Origin of the sequence: Streptomyces sp. NPDC086554, from assembly GCF_040686095.1 — a bacterium.
Taxonomy (GTDB): Bacteria; Actinomycetota; Actinomycetes; order Streptomycetales; family Streptomycetaceae; genus Streptomyces.
The window spans coordinates 1-16,241 of record NZ_JBFBJK010000004.1 but is presented as its reverse complement, the minus strand read 5'-3'; the positions used below and the strand labels follow the sequence as shown (position 1 = coordinate 16,241).

The window sequence follows — 16,241 nt, the reverse complement described above, 5'->3', positions numbered from 1 at the left end:
CCTTCACCGCTTTCACGGTGAACACAAGATCTGACGCATCATCGAAGGGAACATCCATGCGCGCTCTGCCCGCACGGCGTATCGCGACCCCCGTCCTTTGCGCATCACTCCTCCTCGGGGCGGCCGGTCCCGCCATCGCCGCCGAGAACGACTCCCCGGACAGCAGCGCGCAGGCGGCGGCCCGCGCACCGGTACCCGGAGCGGCCTCGCTGCTCGCTCAGGTCAAGACCCTGGGCGACGTCGGCGGTGTGGTCGGCGCGGTCACCAAGCTGCTCACCGACATCCTCAAGGCCGACAACGGCCAACTGCCCGCCGCGGAGGCCACAAAGCACGCCGAAGCGGTGAAGGCCGCCATCACGGCGGCCACGGGGGCGGGACCCGCACTCCCCAAGACCCCCGCGGTCCCCAAGACCCCCGCGGTCCCGGAGGCCCCGGCGGTCCCCAAGGCCATGTCGAGTGACGACAAGGCAGCGCCGGCCGACCTGAAGGGCGACGCTCTGAAGGCCCTTCAGAGCGCGGTCGACGCCCTGGTCAAGGCGGCCACCGGCGGCGACGTCGCGGCGGTCGTCGCAGCGGTTCCGACCGTGCTCACCGGCCTCGTCAACCTCGTCGCCGCCACGCTGCTCGGCGGCGGCCTGCCCGCCCCCAACCTGCCAGGCCTGCCCGCGCTGCCGAAGCTGCCGACGGACGCGGTCCCGGTGCCGCTACCGGCGGCGCCCGCGCTCTGACATCGAGTCAGCTTCCCCCGCCGCGTCGGCCTTCCGGGCCGGCGCGGCGGCCTTTTCATGTCCGCGCCCTATGCCCTTCCGTCGCCCATCTCATACGAGTATGAGACACCGCCTTCGTTCGGGTGGGTTCCCGGAATTTCCCGCCGCACAGAGTTTCCGCTGTACAGAGCGCTCGTTAGCCACGGCGAAGTGAACGGTGAAAATCCCCTCTGGCGACCACCCGTCGCCCAAGAAAGGAACACGATGAAGCCCCTGAAGGCTGCCGCTGTCGTTGCCGGATCCATGGTCATCGCTGGTGCCGCCGCACCCGCCTTCGCCGCCGACCTCACGCCCACCAGCCTGAACGGTGCACTGGACACGATCACCACCCAGTCGACCCTCGACTCGTCCCCGGTCGCCACCAACTCCCTCGACACCGGAAACCCCAACTCGGTCGTCAACACCGTGAAGGGTGCCACGGAAAAGGTGCGCTCGGGCGGCAACGGCGCGCCGTCGCAGCTTCTCGGCGGACTTCCCCTCGCGAAGTAGAGCTGAATCGGAGCTCTGCTCCACCCCTTCCTCTCGGCTTGTTGCACCGAATGAGGGAACCAAATACCTGGGCGTGTCCCTGCGGAAGCCCCCGCGGCCAAGTCCATGAGGCAAAGAAGGCCCGGCAGCGCCTTCGCGCACGGCGGCAACGGCGCAAGCGCCGAGGGTACGGCAACACCGCCAACCTGATCGGCGCCCCGAACCCGGCGTTCGGCAACCAGGCCGCCAACAGCTGACGCGCTCCCCCGAGGAGCGCCGCCGCGGCCGTACGGCGCGCGACGGCGAGGGCCGGTTCCGCGGATGATTCCGCGGAACCGGCCCTCTGGGTTTTCCGGGGCTTCCGTTCGAGCGAGGTGCCCCGATCGTGTGGTCGCTCGCCCGCCCGGAGCGGCGAACACCCCAAGGACCAGGAGGACATGCCGCACCTCTACTTCATGTTCACCACGCGCCCCTGGCCCCAGGCCGTCCCGCTCAGAGCGAGCCCGCCGCCCCCGAATTCAGTGAGGACCGCAGCCCATGCACACCGAAGCGCCTCTGCCCGGAGCACGTACGCCGGGGGCCCGCAGCCCCGAAGTCCGTACGTCCGAAGCACCCGCACGCCAGACGGACGCACCACCCGGTGTCGCCGGCAGCCGTGCCTTCGCGCTGCTTCTGGTCATCACGGGGGCAGCGGGTCTCCTTGCCGCGTGGGTCATCACGCTGGACAAGTTCAAGCTGCTCGAGGACCCGAACTTCACGCCGGGCTGCGGCCTCAATCCCGTCGTCTCGTGCGGCAACATCATGAAGAGCGAGCAGGCGTCCGCCTTCGGGTTCCCCAATCCGATGCTGGGCATCGCGGCGTACGCGGTCGTGATGTGTATCGGCATGGGCCTGCTGGGCCGGGCCCGCTTCCCGCGCTGGTACTGGCTGTCCCTCAACGCGGGCACGCTCTTCGGGGTGGGGTTCTGCACCTGGCTGCAGTACGAGTCGCTCTACACGATCAACTCGCTGTGCCTGTGGTGCTCTCTGGCCTGGGCCGCCACGATCGTCATGTTCTGGTACGTGACGTCGTTCAACATCCGTAACGGCCTGCTGCCCGCGCCTTCCGGGCTGCGTACGTTCCTCGGCGAATTCACCTGGGTGCTTCCGGTACTGCACGTCGGCGTGATCGGGATGCTGATCCTGACCCGCTGGTGGGACTTCTGGACCAGCTGAATATCGGGGAATTGCTGCGACCGGGGGAATTCTGCGCTGATGCGGCCCGCGGGGTCGTTTCCCGGTCATGAAGACGACTACTCGAGGAACTCTTGCGGCTCTCATCACCTGCGTGGCCGCCGCGACCGCGTCGGCGGCTCCGGCCGAGGCCGCGGAGGACGTCCCCGTGGCCATCCCGCTCAACGGCCTGGAATGGGCCCTGGATACGCAGGTCCCGGAGATCAGCACCGGCGTTCCGATCCCCAGGCCGGGCAGGCCCGACCGCCCGGAGATCGGGGAAGACCAGCTGTTTCCCGGACCGTCGCTGCCACAGGTCCCGTTCGGCACCGTACTGCCCGCGACCCGGGTGGCGGCGCCCCTGAACGACGCCATCGGCGATGCCGGGCTCGAACAACTCGACGTCACCGCGCCGGAATCAGACGTGAACACCTCGACACCGGGGGCCACGATCGGCGCCCCCCTGACCCGCCCCCGGCGCGAGAACCCCATCCCCGGGACGAGGCTTCCCCAAGCCGCCCTGCACGCACCGGTGTTGCAGACGACGCCGGCAGCCGTGGTCGGCCTCACGTAAGGAGGAGTCCAGCAGTGGTCAACACAGAAGCGGGCGGCGGCCCGATCGCTCGGCGGTTCACGCGCCGGGCCGCGAAGTGGAACGTCACCGCAGTGACGGCGCAGGCCGCCCTCTTCTGGACCACTCCGAACGGGACTCACGAACAGCGGGCAAGCCGGAGGAACTGCTCAGCCACCAGGGCATCTACCGGTAAGCATGAGCGCCTGTACACAGAAAAGCCCCCGGCGGTGGTCACCGCCGGGGGCTTCGCGCCGAGGGTCAGCGGCCGTAGCCCTTGCCCTTGCCCTTGCCGTAGCCCTTGCCGTTGCCGTTGCCGTTGCCACCGTCGCTGTTTACGCAGGTGTTCCCGAACGCCGGGTTCAGCACCCCGATGACGTCCACGGTGTTGCCGCAGACGTTGGCCGGGACGTGGGCCGGGACCTGGACGAGGTTCCCCGACAGGACGCCGCGAGAGTCAACGGCCATGCCCTGGGCCCCCGCGTCCGCCGCGGCCAGACCGGCTCCACCGAGCACCACGGCGCCCGTGCCGAGAGCCACGCCAGCTGCCTTCGCGATGCGAGACATCACGTTCTCCTTTGAATTGACGAGTACGGGCGCATGGACGCGCCCGTACTTTCCTCTCAACGGCACCACTGACAGCAGGTAACGGTACTGATAGGTACATAATTGGTGAAATCAGCCGTAAGGCCGTGTCCACCACAGGGGAGAGCCGTTGCGCAGAACATGACTTCAACACGACGCATCGTTGCCGCCGTCGCTCTCGCCGCCGGGGCCTCGGCCCTGGCCGCCCCCACGGCGAACGCCGCCACCGCCCCCATCGCCCCCATCGGCACGATCGACGGGCTCGCCAAGACCGGGATTCCCGAGGAGCGCCGGGACAAGATCCCGACCATCGCCGGTCAGCTCGGCCGGCTGAGCGAGCAGACCGCGCCGGTCACGGGCGTCGTCCCCGCGGTGCAGTAGCTGGCGTGCGGGGCCGGGCCGGTCAGAGCTCGGCCCCCGTGGCGCTCAGCGCGTCGGTCACCGGCTGGAAGAAGGTCTCGCCTCCCGACGTGCAGTCGCCGCTGCCGCCGGATGTCAGGCCCACGGCCGCGTCGCCGGAGAACATGGCGCCGCCGCTGTCGCCCGGCTCGGCGCACACATCCGTCTGGATCAGGCCGTTGACGATGTCGCCGTTGCCGTAGTTCACCGTGGCATCCAGGCCGGTCACCGTGCCCTCGGAGGTCCCCGTGGTGCTTCCGCTGCGGGTCACCTGCATGCCGACGCTCGCCTCTGCGGCCTGTGTGATCTCCTGCTGCGAGCCGTTCTGCAGGTCGACCGAGCTGGGCGCCTCGGTGGCCGGGTCGTCGTACTTCACCAGGGCGAAGTCGCTCTCCGGGAAGACCGATTCGACGACCGTGCCGAGCGGTTCGGCGCCCGCCTGATCACCGGTCCAGGTCTGCGAGGCGTTGCCGCAGTGGCCCGCGGTGAGGAAGGCGGGCTCCCCTTGCAGGGTGACGTTGAACCCGAGCGAGCAGCGTGAGCCGCCGCCGAAGATCGCGTCCCCGCCCTCCGCGAACGGCTTGAACTTCCCCGCCGACCGCTTGACGGTCACCATTCCGTCCATGCTCTCGGCGGCCGCGTTCAGCTGGGCCAGGCCGCCACGCGTGACCGTCCGGTCCGCGATCACCGACACCTTGTTGGTCTTCGGGTCGATCGACCACGAGGTGCCGGGCACCGCGGCCTTGTCGCTCAGCGTCCCGGTCGCGGCCTTCAGCTCGGCGGTGCTGTTCTCCACCACCCTGGCCACCGCGCCCTCGGCCCGCACGCGCTCGGCGGAGCTCTCGTCGGTGACGTTCATGACCAGTTGGCGCTTCTCGCCGTCGTAGAACCAGCCCGCGCCGCCGCCCCCGAGGTCCGCCGCGAGCGACGTACCGACCCGGGCCGCCGAGCTTTGGGTGTACGCGCGCGCCTCCTGGTCCTGCTGGTCCTTGGCGCCGCTCGCGTTGGCGTGCGGGAGCAGAGTCGCCGCGGCGGCGATCGCGACGGCACCCGCCCCTATCAGCGCGCCTGTCCTCTTGTTGACTCGTCGATGGCTCAAGTCACTGACCTCCCATGAGTGTTGGGCACACCGGGGACACGAGGGACTTGCGGTCCCGGTGTGACCGCTGATGCATCCACGTACGGATGGGAGGCGCGTAGGACTCAATGGGGGACGCACGGAGACGGGCCGAATAATTCCCGTGCCTGCGGCCGGCCCGCTCACTTAAGCTCGGTGCGCGCGCCGCGACGGCAAGGCGGTGCGCCTTTCGTCGAGCGATTCAAGTGAGGGGGCCTGGCCATGTGTGACCGCACTGCTGCCCGCGCTCCCCGGTCGCGGTACGACGTGATCCCGGTGTCTTGGTGCGCCCGGTGACGGCTGCGCGGCCGTCACTGAATCTCCGCGACGCAAAAAGCTGACTCCGCTCTTCGGCTCTTCGGTTCTTCGGCTGGAGTCCCTTTGGAGTCCCGTCCGGAAATCGCGCTGCCCTGCTCCTGAGCACATCGAAAGGCCTTGGGCCATGCGCACCAACTTGCCTGCCCCGTCCACCCGTTCATCGGCGAACGTCCGCAATCTCGGCATCCTCGCCCACGTCGACGCCGGCAAGACCACCGTCACCGAACGGATCCTGTTCCTCACCGGCGCCACCCACAAGAGAGGCGAGGTCCACGACGGCACGACCGTCACCGACTTCGACGCGCAGGAACGCGACCGCGGGATCACCATCTTCGCGGCTGCGGTCAGCTGCGCCTGGGACGGCCACCGGATCAACCTGATCGACACGCCGGGCCATGTCGACTTCGCCGACGAGGTGGAGCGTTCGCTGCGGGTGCTCGACGGGGCGGTCGCGGTGTTCGACGCCGTCGCGGGCGTCGAACCGCAGAGCGAGTCGGTGTGGCGGCAGGCCGATCGGTACGACGTGCCGCGGATCGCGTTCGTCAACAAGCTGGACCGGGCGGGCGCGGATCTCGACACGGCGGTCGACTCGATCCGGGAGCGGCTGCACACGGTCCCGCTGGTGGTGCAGCTGCCGATCGGGCAGGAGGACGAGTTCACGGGTGTCGTGGACCTGCTGCGGATGCGTGCCCAGGTCTGGCACGCGGCCCGCGGCGATGCGTACGACACACATGACGCGTACGACGTGGTCCCGATCCCCGCGGCTCTGCGTGAACAGGCCGACCGGCGGCGGCACTTGCTGGAGGAGGCGGTGGCCGAACTCCATCCGGCGGCGATGGAGGAGTACTGCGCCACGTCGGCGCTCTCCACGCCGACGCTGGCCGCCGCGCTGCGCGATCTCACCCTCAGCGGCGAGGGCGTGGTCGTGCTGTGCGGCTCGGCCTACCGCAACCGCGGCATCGAACCGCTGCTCGAAGCCGTGGTGTCCTACCTGCCGTCGCCGGAGGACGTGCCTGCGGTGCGCGGGACGTGGGGCGACGGCGGGCAGGAGCGCGCCGCCGACCCGACGGCGCCGTTCGCCGGCCTCGTCTTCAAGGTGAACGCGACGGCGACGGGACGTATGACGTACCTGCGCGTGTACTCGGGAACGATCACGAAGGGAGACACGGTGATGAACGCGGGCACGGGCCGCGGCGAACGCATCGGCCGGATCCTGCGCGTCCGGGCCGACCGGCACGCGGAGTTGGAACGGGCGGTCGCCGGCGACATCGTGGCCGTGATCGGCCCGAAGTCCGCCCGCGCCGGCAGCACGCTGTGCGCGCCCGATGCCCCGCTGGTCCTCGAACCGCCCGCGGTGGCGGCATCGGTGGTCTCCGCGGCGGTCGAGGCCCGTAAGAGCGTCGACACCGGACGGCTTGCGTCGGCGTTGGCACGCCTGGTCGAGGAGGATCCCTCGCTCGCCGTGCGGGTCGACCCCGAGACCGGCCAGACGGTGCTCTCCGGCATGGGTGAACTGCATCTGGAGGTCGCGGTGGAGAAGATCCGCCGTACGCACGGCTTCGACGTCGAGGTCGGCCGCCCCCAGGTGTCCTACCGGGAGACGGTCGTACGCGGGGTGTCAGGACTGACGTACCGGCATGTCAAACAGGACGGCGGTGCGGGCCAGTTCGCGCACGTGGTGATCGACGTCGAGCCACTGGAGGCGCATTCCTTCGAGTTCGGCTCCACGGTCGTCGGCGGCCGGGTGCCGCAGGAGTACGTCCGCGCGGTGGAGGCCGGTTGCCGTGACGCTCTCGCCGATGGCCCGCTCGGCGGCCATCCGGTGACGGGGCTGCGAGTGACGCTGACCGACGGGGCGACACACTCCAAGGACTCCTCGGAGATGGCGTTCCGCACGGCGGGCCGCTTCGCGCTCCGCGAGGCGCTGCGGGCCGCCGAGCTGGCCCTGCTCGAACCGGTCGTCGAACTGACGGCCACCGTGCCGGACGACGCCGTCGGCAGCGTGCTCGGCGACCTGGCGGCACGCCGCGGCCGGGTCTCGGGCTCGACCGCACGGTCCGGCACGGCGGTCCTCACGGCAACGGTGCCACTGGCCGAGCTGTTCGGCTATGCGTCGCGCTTGCGCAGCCGTACGCAGGGCCGGGGGACGTTCACGACCCGGCCGACCGGGTACGCGGTGGTGCCGACCGGGGTCCTGGTCCGGTAGCGCGCGAGGACGGCCCCGCCCTTGGGGGGCGGGGCCGTCGTCGTACGGGCTGGTGAGCGTCCGGGGCGTCCGGGGCGTCCGGGGCGTCCGGGGGCGGATGCTCTGCGAACGTCAGACGTTGAAGCGGAACTCCACCACGTCCCCGTCCTGCATCACATACTCCTTGCCCTCCATGCGTGCCTTGCCGGCCGCGCGGGCGTCGGCGACCGAGCCCGTTTCGATCAGGTCCGCGAAGGAGATGACCTCGGCCTTGATGAAGCCCTTCTGGAAGTCCGTGTGGATCACGCCGGCCGCCTCGGGGGCCGTCGCGCCCTGGGGGATCGTCCAGGCGCGGGACTCCTTGGGGCCTGCCGTCAGGTACGTCTGGAGGCCGAGGGTGCGGAAGCCGACGTGGGCCAGGGTGGCCAGGCCGGGCTCTTCCTGGCCTACCGACTGGAGGAGTTCGAGGGCCTCGTCGTCGTCCAGCTCGGCGAGGTCCGACTCCAGCTTGGCGTTGAGGAAGATCGCCTCCGCGGGGGCGACCAGGGCGCTCTGCTCGGCCTTGAAGGCGTCGTCCGTCAGCTCGTCCTCGTCCACGTTGAAGACGTAGAGGAAGGGCTTCGTGGTCAGGAGGTGGAGGTCGTGGAGGAGTTCCTCGTTGCCCGAGCCCTGGACGATGCCTGCCGAGAAGAGGGTGTCGCCCTTCTCGAGGATCGCCTGGGCCTCCTCCACCGCCTTCACCTTCGGGGCGATGTCCTTCTTGATCCGCGACTCCTTCTGGAGGCGGGGGAGGACCTTCTCGATGGTCTGGAGGTCGGCGAGGATCAGCTCGGTGTTGATCGTCTCGATGTCGTTCTTCGGGGACACCTTGCCGTCCACGTGGACCACGTTCTCGTCCTTGAAGGCGCGGATGACCTGGCAGATCGCGTCCGACTCGCGAATGTTCGCGAGGAACTTGTTGCCCAGGCCCTCGCCCTCGCTCGCGCCGCGCACGATGCCCGCGATGTCGACGAAGTCGACCGTCGCCGGGAGGATCTTCTGCGAGCCGAAGACCTCGGCAAGCTTCGTCAGGCGGGGGTCGGGGACGCCGACCACGCCTACGTTGGGCTCGATCGTGGCGAACGGGTAGTTGGCCGCAAGCACGTCGTTCTTGGTCAGGGCGTTGAACAGGGTCGACTTGCCGACATTGGGCAGACCGACGATTCCGATCGTGAGCGACACGTTGCGACTTCCCGTACGTGAGGGCTGTGGGTGGACGGCCCTGAGGGCCGGAGAGCGACCGTGGGGCGATCCCCCAGTCTACGGCGTGCGGGCCCGGCCCTCGTCGGCGTACCGCTCTCGCATCGAACGCTTGGCCAAGGTCGGCCAAAGCGCGTGTCCCAGGCCGGATTATCAGTATGGGTCGACCTAGGTTGGTCCGGTGGAGCAACACAGGACGCGTCCCCCTCAGCATCCGGCCCGGCCGCGACGCACCGCGCCCCTGCCCCCGCAGGGCAGGCCCGTCGATTCGTCGGCGGTCTACCGCGCCGCGTCCCGCCCCCGCCGTCCCGCCCCGCCCTTCGTCCGTGCCCTGCGCGGGCTTCCGGTCTATCGCTTCTATCGCTCGCTGCGCCGGATGCCCAACCCGCGTCTCACCGGGCTCGGGTCCGGGCTCTTCTGCGCCGCGGTGATGTTCCTGCTCGCTTGTCTGCTGTGGCTGTTCTTCGGCAGTTCCAACGGGTCTCTGGTCACGTACGGGGTGCTCTTCGTGCCCGTGAGCGCGCTGACCGCGCTCTGGGTGCGGCCGGTCGACCTGGTGACCGCGCCCATCGGGGTGCCGATCGCCTTCGTGGTCGGGCTGCTGCCGGTCTCGGGGGGCAGCGGCGGCTTCGGCGCGCACTTCATGGGGCTGGTCACCGCGCTCGCGCTGCACGCGGGCTGGTTGTACGGGGGGACGCTGGTTGCCGGGGTCATCGTGATCGTCCGGCGGATCCGGTTCCTGGGGCAGCGGCGGCGGGCGCGCGCTGCCGCCGCTGCCGGGCCGCGTACGCCGCGACGGCGGATGCCCGCCACGTAACCCGACCGGGGCTAAGCGGCTTTGGCGAAGTCCGGTGCGGTTCGGGTGCGCCCCGAAGGGGCGCGGGGAACTGCGCGGCCAGCCACGACACAGCCGCAGACGAGCGACGGCATCCTCACGGCACTTCCCGCGGAGCGCTTAGGCCTCGCCTGCGGCTGCCATCGCCGCGCCCACGATGCCCGCGTTGTTCTGCAGCTGCGCCGGGACCAGCTCCGCCCTGATGCCCTTGATCAGGGGCAGGAACTTCTCGGCCTTGCGGCTCACGCCGCCGCCGATGATGAAGAGCTCGGGCGAGAAGAGCATCTCGACATGTGTCAGGTACTTCTGGACGCGGCGCGCCCAGTGCTCCCAGCTCAGGTCCTCGTCCTCCTTGGCCTTGGACGAGGCCTTCTTCTCCGCGTCGTGGCCGTGGAGTTCGAGGTGGCCGAGCTCCGTGTTCGGGACCAGGCGGCCGCCGGTGAAGAGCGCGCTGCCGATGCCTGTGCCGAAGGTCAGCAGGATGACCGTGCCCGTGCGGCCGCGGCCCGCGCCGAAGTGCATCTCGGCGACGCCCGCCGCGTCCGCGTCGTTCAGGACGGTGACGGGGACGCCGCCGAGCCGGTCGGAGGCCAGGGCCTGGATGTCCGTACCGATCCAGCTCTTGTCGACGTTCGCCGCCGTGCGCGCCTTGCCGTCGGTGATCACTCCGGGGAACGTGGCGCCGACCGGGCCCGTCCAGGCGAAGTGCTCGACGACCTCGCGCACCTTGTCGGCCACGCCGTCGGGCGTGGCCGGATGCGGGGTCAGGACCTTGTGCCGCGCTTGTGCCAGGTCTCCGCGGTCCAGGTCAACGGGAGCGCCCTTGATCCCGGATCCGCCGATGTCCACGCCGAAGATCTGCATGGACACCACGTTACGACGCCGGACTGACAGTCACTTCTCGGCGGAGAGCTCCGCGGCCTCCGCGCGCAGGTCGCGGCGCAGCTCCTTGGGCAGCGAGAAGGTGATGGACTCCTCGGCCGTCTTCACCGTCTCCACGTCGCCGTAGCCCCGCTCGGCGAGCCACTCGATGACGCCGTCCACCAGGACGTCGGGAACGGACGCGCCCGAGGTCAGGCCGACCGTGGTCACGCCCTCCAGCCAGGACTCGTCGATCTCGTCGGCGCTGTCCACCAGGTGCGATGCGGGGGCGCCGGCGTCCAGGGCGACCTCGACCATGCGGATCGAGTTCGATGAGTTCTTGGAACCGACGACGATGACGAGATCGGCGTCCTCGGCGAGCTTCTTCACCGCGATCTGGCGGTTCTGCGTGGCGTAGCAGATGTCGTCGCTGGGCGGGGAGATCAGGCCCGGGAACTTCGTCTTCAGGGCGTCGACGGTCTCCATCGTCTCGTCGACCGAGAGCGTGGTCTGGGAGAGCCAGACGACCTTGTCGGGGTCGCGGACCTCGACGTTCGCGACGTCATCGGGGCCGTCGACCAGCGTGATGTGGTCGGGCGCCTCACCGGACGTGCCGATGACCTCCTCGTGGCCCTCGTGGCCGATCAGGAGGATGTCGAAGTCGTCCTTGGCGAAGCGGACCGCTTCCTTGTGGACCTTCGTGACCAGGGGGCACGTGGCGTCGATGGTGGCGAGCTTCCGCTCGGCGGCCTCTGCGTGGACGGTCGGGGCGACGCCGTGCGCGGAGAACATGACGATGGAGCCCTCGGGGACCTCCGCCGTCTCCTCGACGAAGATCGCGCCCTTCTTCTCCAGGGTCTGCACCACGTACTTGTTGTGCACGATCTCGTGGCGGACATAGATCGGGGACCCGTACTGCTCAAGGGCCTTCTCGACGGCGATCACGGCACGGTCCACACCCGCGCAGTAGCCGCGGGGGGCGGCGAGCAGGACTCGGCGGGCAGGAGTCGAAGCAGTCATACCCACCATCGTAAGGCCGAGCCCAGCGCGTCAAAGATCGCCTTCTTGGGGAGACTGGGGGTCCGCGTTCACTTACGGAGGCGAGATGTCCGGTAACTCAGACAGTGCGGCCGGTACGGGTGCCGGTACTGGTACCGGCATCAGCATCGGCACCGCTGTCGAAGGGGACGGACTGCGGCGCAGTCTCGGCTTCCGGGATCTCGTCGTCTACGGACTGCTGTTCATCGCCCCCATGGCGCCGGTCGGTGTCTTCGGGACGCTCGACGCCAAGTCGCACGGGGCCGTCGCGCTCGTCTACGTCATCGCCACGATCGCCATGGCGTTCACCGCTTTCAGTTACGCCCAGATGGTGAAGGTGGTCCCCCAGGCGGGCTCCGTCTTCGCGTACGCGCGCGTGGGGCTCGGCAACGGGCCCGGGTTCATCGCCGGGTGGATGGCGATGCTGGACTATCTGCTGATTCCGGCGGTCGCGTATCTGTTCTCCGGGATCGCGATGGAGGCGCTGGTGCCTTCTGTGTCCCGGTGGGTGTGGACGGCGATCGCGGTCCTGGTGACGACCGCGCTGAACCTGTGGGGCGTGCGGGCGGCGGCGCGGGTGGGGTTCCTCGTGCTCGCCATGGAGATCGTGGTCCTGCTCGTCTTCATCGTGTCGGCGATCGTCGTGCTGGCACAGGACGGGGCTCAGCGGGGCTGGCTGTCGCCGCTGACCGGGGACGGCTCGCAGGGGGCGTTCGCGCTGTCCGCTGTGGTGGGGGCGGTGTCGGTGGCGGTCCTGTCCTATCTGGGCTTCGACGCGATCGCCTCGTTCGCGGAGGAGGTGACGGGTGGCTCGGCGAAGGTGGCGCGGGCGGTGCTGTTCTGTCTGGCGCTCGCGGGTGTGCTGTTCATCGCCCAGACCTATCTGGTGGCGCTCCTCGAGCCGCTGTCGTCCGCGGAGCTCGCGGCGGAGCCGGGCAAACAGGGGTCCGCTTTCTACGATGCCGTCGACTCGGCGGTGGGTGACTGGCTGCACGACACGGTGGCCGTCAGCAAGGCGATCGGCGCGGCGTTCGCGGCGCTCGCGGGGCAGGCGGCGGCGGGACGGCTGCTCTTCGCCATGGCGCGGGAGCGGCGGCTGCCGCGGGCGCTCTCGCGGACGGACTCCGGTACGCCGCGGGTCGCGCTGCTGTGCGCGGCCGTGGTGACGATGGTGGCCGCGGTGTGGGCGGCGCGGCGTGACGACGGGATGGACCACCTGGTGTCGGTGGTCGACATCGGGGCGCTGTCGGCGTTCGTGCTGTTGCACGCGAGCGTGGTGGGGTGGTTCGTGGTGCGGCGGGCCGGGGGTGCGGTGAGTTGGTGGCGGCATGTACTGATCCCTGTGCTGGGGGCGGCGATCACTGTGGCGGTGATCGTCGAGGCTGCCGGGTCCGCACAGGTGGTGGGGCTGATCTGGTTCGCTGTCGGGCTTGCGGTGATGTTTCTTCAGGGGGCTCGGCGGGGGGATTCCTGACCTGCGCTGCGCGGGGCGGGGGCGGTGTTCTGGCGCCGCTGCTTGGAGTGTGCGGGGTGGCGTCGGGCCTCGACGCCGCTGCGCGGGATGTGCGGGTCGGCTCCTGTCTGTGCCGCCGCTTCGCGGCGGATCTTTCCCGCCCACCCACCCGATTGCCCTGCGATGCGGGATTGGGTGGGTGGGGCTTGAGGTGGGCGGGGCCCTGGGCGGCAGGGGCATCGAACGGGCGCGTGGCCTCCGCGCGGCGGACAAGCTCGGGTGTCGGACAGGGTGGGTGGGGCGTCGGCCGGGTGGGTCAGGACGCGGGCCAGGAGCGGGTGTTGGGCTGACGGGCTGGCTCGAGTGTGTCGGGCAGGTGGGTGGGCTTCGGGTCGGGCGGGTCAGGACGCGGGGCAGGAGCGGGTGGGCTGACGGACGGGCTCGGGTGTCGGGCAGGTGGGTGGGGCGTCGGGCAGGTGGGTGGGCTTCGGGTCGGTGGGCGGGCTCAGACCAAGGGCGGGTGGGCTTCCGGTCGATAGGCGAGTGTGGGGCCGACGGACGGGCTCGGGTGTCGGGCAGGTGGGTGGGCTTCGGGTCGGTGGGCGGGCTCAGACCAAGGGCGGGTGGGCTTCCGGTCGATGGGCGGGGGTGGGGCCGACGGACGGGCTTCGGGATCGGCAGGCGGGTGGGCGTCGGGCCTGTGGGTGGGGGCTTCCGGCCAGTGGGTCCGTGGGCGTTGGAGGTGGGTGGGGGCGTTGGGTCGGTGGGGGGGTGGTTTTGGGGGGTTGGGGTGTCGGTGGGGGCCTATACGCTCGGGGGATGGGTCTTAATACGTCTGCTGATGCTCCGTTGCCCGTGGGTGAGGTGTCGCGGCTCATCGGGGGGTGGATCGATCGGCTCGGTGCCGTGTGGGTCGAGGGGCAGATCACGCAGTTGTCGCGGCGGCCCGGTGCCGGGGTCGTGTTTATGACGCTGCGGGATCCGTCCCACGACATCTCCGTGAGCGTCACCTGTTATCGCCAGGTGTTCGATGCCGTTGCGGACGTCGTCTCCGAAGGTGCCCGCGTCGTCGTACACGCCAAGCCCGAGTGGTACGCGCCGCGCGGGCAGCTGTCCCTTCGGGCCGCCGAGATAAAGCCTGTGGGTGTCGGGGAACTGCTCGCGCGCATTGAGCAGTTGAAGAAGAGTCTCGCCGGGGAAGGGCTGTTCGCCGCCGAGCGGAAGCAGGCTCTGCCCTTTCTGCCCCAGCTCATCGGGCTCGTCACGGGGCGCGCTTCCGCCGCCGAGCGGGACGTGCTGGAGAACGCCCGGCACCGCTGGCCCGCCGTCCGCTTCGAGGTGCGCAACGTCCCCGTCCAGGGCGTGCACGCCGTTCCGCAGGTCGTGCAGGCCGTGAAGGACCTCGACGCGCTCGATGACGTCGACGTGATCATCGTGGCGCGCGGTGGCGGCAGCGTCGAGGATCTGCTGCCGTTCTCGGACGAGCAGCTGGTGCGGGCCGTCGCCTCATGTCGTACGCCCGTCGTCTCGGCCATCGGGCACGAGCCGGATCAGCCCCTGCTCGACTACGTCGCCGATCTGCGCGCCTCCACCCCCACCGACGCCGCCAAGAAGGTCGTACCGGACGTCGGCGAGGAGCACGAGCGCGTGCGCTGGCTGCGGGAGCGGGCGCGGCGCAGCATCGACGCCCTGCTGCAGCGCGAGGACCGTGGGCTCGCGCATGCCCTCGCCCGGCCCTCCATGGAGAACCCGCACCGCATGGTCGAGGAGCGCGAGGAGCAGGTCTCGGCCCTCGTGGACCGCGGCCGCCGCACGCTCGGGCATCTCCTGGACCGCGCCGGTTCGGAGCTGACGCACACCCACGCGCGCGTGGTGGCCCTCTCCCCCGCCGCGACCCTCCAGCGGGGGTACGCGGTGCTGCAGAAGGCCGACGGCGCCGTGGTCCGCGCCGCCGACGAGGTCGCAGCCGACGAGGAGTTGCGGGCGCGCGTGGCCGAGGGCGAATTCACCGTACGAACCGTATAAGTCGACATTTAGGGTGGGCACATGACCAGCAAGACGGACGAGGCCACCGGCGCGGCGGACGCGCTCGGTTATGAGCAGGCGCGGGACGAGCTCATCGAGGTCGTACGCCGCCTGGAGGCGGGCGGCACGACCCTGGAGGAGTCGCTCACCCTGTGGGAGCGGGGCGAGGAGCTGTCCAAGGTGTGCCGGCGGTGGCTGGACGGGGCGCGGGCGAAGTTGGACGCGGCCTTGGCTGGAGAACAGGGCGGCGACGGCAGCGACGGCAGCGACGAGGACTGAATCCCCGGTTCGGGCCGGGTGGACTCCGCCACCTCTTCGCGGCGGATTTCTCCCGGCCGGTCACTCGTAACCGGAAAGTTGTGAAGCGGATCACCACGCCCCGCTTTTTGTTGAATCTTAAACCGCAGCGGCGTACCTTCGATCAAGCAAGCTGATCCACGCACGCACCGAGAAGGTTGATCCATGTCTCTCGCCCTTGACCCCGCCGCCCAGGACCTGCTCTTCCGCGAGGCCCGCACCGCGAACACCTTCACCGACGAGCCGGTCACCGAGGAGCAGGTCCAGGCGATCTACGACCTGGTCAAGTTCGGCCCGACGGCCTTCAACCTCTCCTCGCTGCGCATCACGCTCGTCCGCTCCCCCGAGGCCCGCGAGCGCCTGGTCAAGCACATGGCCGAGGGCAACCAGCCGAAGACCGCGACCGCCCCGCTCGTCGCGATCCTCTCCGCGGACAACGAGTTCCACGAGGAGCTGCCGGCCCTGTTCCCGCACTTCCCGCAGGCCAAGGACGTGTTCTTCAGCGAGCGCCCGGTCCGTGAGGGTGCCGCCCACCTCAACGCCGCCATGCAGGCCGCCTACTTCATCATCGGCGTGCGCGCCGCCGGCCTGGCCGCTGGCCCGATGACCGGCTTCGACTCCGCCGGCGTCCAGAAGGAGTTCCTGGACGACGACCACACCCCGGTGATGGTCATCAACATCGGCAAGCCGGGCGACGACGCCTGGTTCCCGCGCTCCCCGCGCCTCGAGATCGACCAGGTCATCACGACCGTCTGAGTCGTCACCCCGCGCACGGCTGTGGCCGAGTGGGCCCCCCCAAGTGGGGGGGGGGCCGGGGGGCACCCGGGGACCGCCACGACACCACCAAAAAAGACGCCCACGTGCGGAAAAA

Annotated in this window: 16 protein-coding genes; 11 read left to right on the top strand and 5 right to left on the bottom strand. The window is 70.1% G+C overall.

The window, feature by feature from the left end; translation table 11 throughout:
• Nucleotides 1-56 precede the first annotated feature (56 nt).
• The 4 genes from AB0O76_RS07310 (at nt 57) to AB0O76_RS07295 (ending at nt 3,021) form a co-directional block, all read left to right on the top strand.
• A complete protein-coding gene (locus AB0O76_RS07310; protein ID WP_365486393.1) occupies nt 57-728 on the top strand; it encodes a hypothetical protein in 672 nt (223 codons plus the stop codon).
• Nucleotides 729-971: 243 nt separating this feature from the next.
• A complete protein-coding gene (locus tag AB0O76_RS07305) occupies nt 972-1,256 on the top strand; it encodes a hypothetical protein (protein WP_365486392.1) in 285 nt (94 codons plus the stop codon).
• Nucleotides 1,257-1,772: 516 nt separating this feature from the next.
• Nucleotides 1,773-2,450 carry a vitamin K epoxide reductase family protein gene (locus AB0O76_RS07300; RefSeq protein WP_365486391.1) on the top strand — a complete coding sequence of 226 codons (678 nt, stop codon included), beginning with the start codon at nt 1,773-1,775 and terminating at the stop codon, nt 2,448-2,450.
• Between the two features lie 112 nt (nt 2,451-2,562).
• Nucleotides 2,563-3,021, top strand: a complete 459-nt coding sequence (locus tag AB0O76_RS07295) for a hypothetical protein (RefSeq protein WP_365486389.1) — start codon at nt 2,563-2,565, stop codon at nt 3,019-3,021.
• A 258-nt stretch (nt 3,022-3,279) separates the two neighbouring features.
• On the opposite strand, the gene AB0O76_RS07290 is transcribed toward AB0O76_RS07295, so the two are convergent.
• Nucleotides 3,280-3,585 (bottom strand): chaplin, encoded by a 306-nt coding sequence (locus AB0O76_RS07290; RefSeq protein ID WP_365486387.1) that lies wholly within the window; start codon nt 3,583-3,585, stop codon nt 3,280-3,282.
• A gap of 159 nt (nt 3,586-3,744) precedes the next feature.
• Here AB0O76_RS07290 and AB0O76_RS07285 point away from each other — a divergent pair, with 159 nt between their 5' ends.
• Complete coding sequence (locus AB0O76_RS07285; protein WP_365486385.1) at nt 3,745-3,984, top strand: hypothetical protein; 240 nt, start codon at nt 3,745-3,747, stop codon at nt 3,982-3,984.
• Nucleotides 3,985-4,006: 22 nt separating this feature from the next.
• Here AB0O76_RS07285 and AB0O76_RS07280 read toward each other — a convergent pair whose 3' ends face one another.
• Nucleotides 4,007-5,101 carry a S1 family peptidase gene (locus AB0O76_RS07280; protein ID WP_365486383.1) on the bottom strand — a complete coding sequence of 365 codons (1,095 nt, stop codon included), beginning with the start codon at nt 5,099-5,101 and terminating at the stop codon, nt 4,007-4,009.
• A 460-nt stretch (nt 5,102-5,561) separates the two neighbouring features.
• Between AB0O76_RS07280 and fusA the strand changes: the two genes are divergently transcribed.
• Nucleotides 5,562-7,643 (top strand): elongation factor G, encoded by a 2,082-nt coding sequence (gene fusA, locus AB0O76_RS07275; protein ID WP_365486381.1) that lies wholly within the window; start codon nt 5,562-5,564, stop codon nt 7,641-7,643.
• A gap of 111 nt (nt 7,644-7,754) precedes the next feature.
• On the opposite strand, the gene ychF is transcribed toward fusA, so the two are convergent.
• Nucleotides 7,755-8,843: a redox-regulated ATPase YchF gene (gene ychF / locus AB0O76_RS07270; protein WP_365486379.1), complete on the bottom strand. Its 1,089-nt coding sequence runs from the start codon at nt 8,841-8,843 to the stop codon at nt 7,755-7,757.
• Nucleotides 8,844-9,042: 199 nt separating this feature from the next.
• Here ychF and AB0O76_RS07265 point away from each other — a divergent pair, with 199 nt between their 5' ends.
• Nucleotides 9,043-9,678: a DUF6542 domain-containing protein gene (locus AB0O76_RS07265; RefSeq protein WP_365486377.1), complete on the top strand. Its 636-nt coding sequence runs from the start codon at nt 9,043-9,045 to the stop codon at nt 9,676-9,678.
• Between the two features lie 138 nt (nt 9,679-9,816).
• On the opposite strand, the gene ppgK is transcribed toward AB0O76_RS07265, so the two are convergent.
• Complete coding sequence (gene ppgK, locus AB0O76_RS07260) at nt 9,817-10,560, bottom strand: polyphosphate--glucose phosphotransferase (RefSeq protein WP_365486375.1); 744 nt, start codon at nt 10,558-10,560, stop codon at nt 9,817-9,819.
• Nucleotides 10,561-10,590: 30 nt separating this feature from the next.
• The gene (locus AB0O76_RS07255) at nt 10,591-11,577 is read right to left on the bottom strand and encodes a 4-hydroxy-3-methylbut-2-enyl diphosphate reductase (RefSeq protein WP_365486373.1); all 987 of its coding nucleotides are present in this window, start codon (nt 11,575-11,577) and stop codon (nt 10,591-10,593) included.
• Nucleotides 11,578-11,662: 85 nt separating this feature from the next.
• Here AB0O76_RS07255 and AB0O76_RS07250 point away from each other — a divergent pair, with 85 nt between their 5' ends.
• The 4 genes from AB0O76_RS07250 to AB0O76_RS07235 all read left to right on the top strand — a co-directional run bounded on the left by AB0O76_RS07250 (nt 11,663) and on the right by AB0O76_RS07235 (nt 16,126).
• The gene (locus AB0O76_RS07250; protein WP_365486371.1) at nt 11,663-13,069 is read left to right on the top strand and encodes an APC family permease; all 1,407 of its coding nucleotides are present in this window, start codon (nt 11,663-11,665) and stop codon (nt 13,067-13,069) included.
• Nucleotides 13,070-13,867: 798 nt separating this feature from the next.
• Complete coding sequence (gene xseA, locus AB0O76_RS07245; RefSeq protein ID WP_365486369.1) at nt 13,868-15,073, top strand: exodeoxyribonuclease VII large subunit; 1,206 nt, start codon at nt 13,868-13,870, stop codon at nt 15,071-15,073.
• A 21-nt stretch (nt 15,074-15,094) separates the two neighbouring features.
• On the top strand, nt 15,095-15,352 hold the full coding sequence (locus AB0O76_RS07240; protein ID WP_365486367.1) for an exodeoxyribonuclease VII small subunit: 258 nt from the start codon (nt 15,095-15,097) through the stop codon (nt 15,350-15,352).
• A 183-nt stretch (nt 15,353-15,535) separates the two neighbouring features.
• The gene (locus tag AB0O76_RS07235) at nt 15,536-16,126 is read left to right on the top strand and encodes a malonic semialdehyde reductase (RefSeq protein WP_365486365.1); all 591 of its coding nucleotides are present in this window, start codon (nt 15,536-15,538) and stop codon (nt 16,124-16,126) included.
• Nucleotides 16,127-16,241: the final 115 nt, after the last annotated feature.

Bases quoted from the DNA above. Each gene is read 5' to 3' on its own strand.
- AB0O76_RS07310 (WP_365486393.1), top strand. From the start codon at position 57: ATGCGCGCTCTGCCCGCACGGCGTATCGCGACCCCCGTCCTTTGCGCA.
- AB0O76_RS07305 (WP_365486392.1), top strand. From the start codon at position 972: ATGAAGCCCCTGAAGGCTGCCGCTGTCGTTGCCGGATCCATGGTCATC.
- AB0O76_RS07300 (WP_365486391.1), top strand. From the start codon at position 1,773: ATGCACACCGAAGCGCCTCTGCCCGGAGCACGTACGCCGGGGGCCCGC.
- AB0O76_RS07290 (WP_365486387.1), bottom strand. From the start codon at position 3,585: ATGTCTCGCATCGCGAAGGCAGCTGGCGTGGCTCTCGGCACGGGCGCC.
- AB0O76_RS07285 (WP_365486385.1), top strand. From the start codon at position 3,745: ATGACTTCAACACGACGCATCGTTGCCGCCGTCGCTCTCGCCGCCGGG.
- fusA (WP_365486381.1), top strand. From the start codon at position 5,562: ATGCGCACCAACTTGCCTGCCCCGTCCACCCGTTCATCGGCGAACGTC.
- ppgK (WP_365486375.1), bottom strand. From the start codon at position 10,560: ATGCAGATCTTCGGCGTGGACATCGGCGGATCCGGGATCAAGGGCGCT.
- AB0O76_RS07255 (WP_365486373.1), bottom strand. From the start codon at position 11,577: ATGACTGCTTCGACTCCTGCCCGCCGAGTCCTGCTCGCCGCCCCCCGC.
- AB0O76_RS07250 (WP_365486371.1), top strand. From the start codon at position 11,663: ATGTCCGGTAACTCAGACAGTGCGGCCGGTACGGGTGCCGGTACTGGT.
- xseA (WP_365486369.1), top strand. From the start codon at position 13,868: ATGGGTCTTAATACGTCTGCTGATGCTCCGTTGCCCGTGGGTGAGGTG.
- AB0O76_RS07240 (WP_365486367.1), top strand. From the start codon at position 15,095: ATGACCAGCAAGACGGACGAGGCCACCGGCGCGGCGGACGCGCTCGGT.
- AB0O76_RS07235 (WP_365486365.1), top strand. From the start codon at position 15,536: ATGTCTCTCGCCCTTGACCCCGCCGCCCAGGACCTGCTCTTCCGCGAG.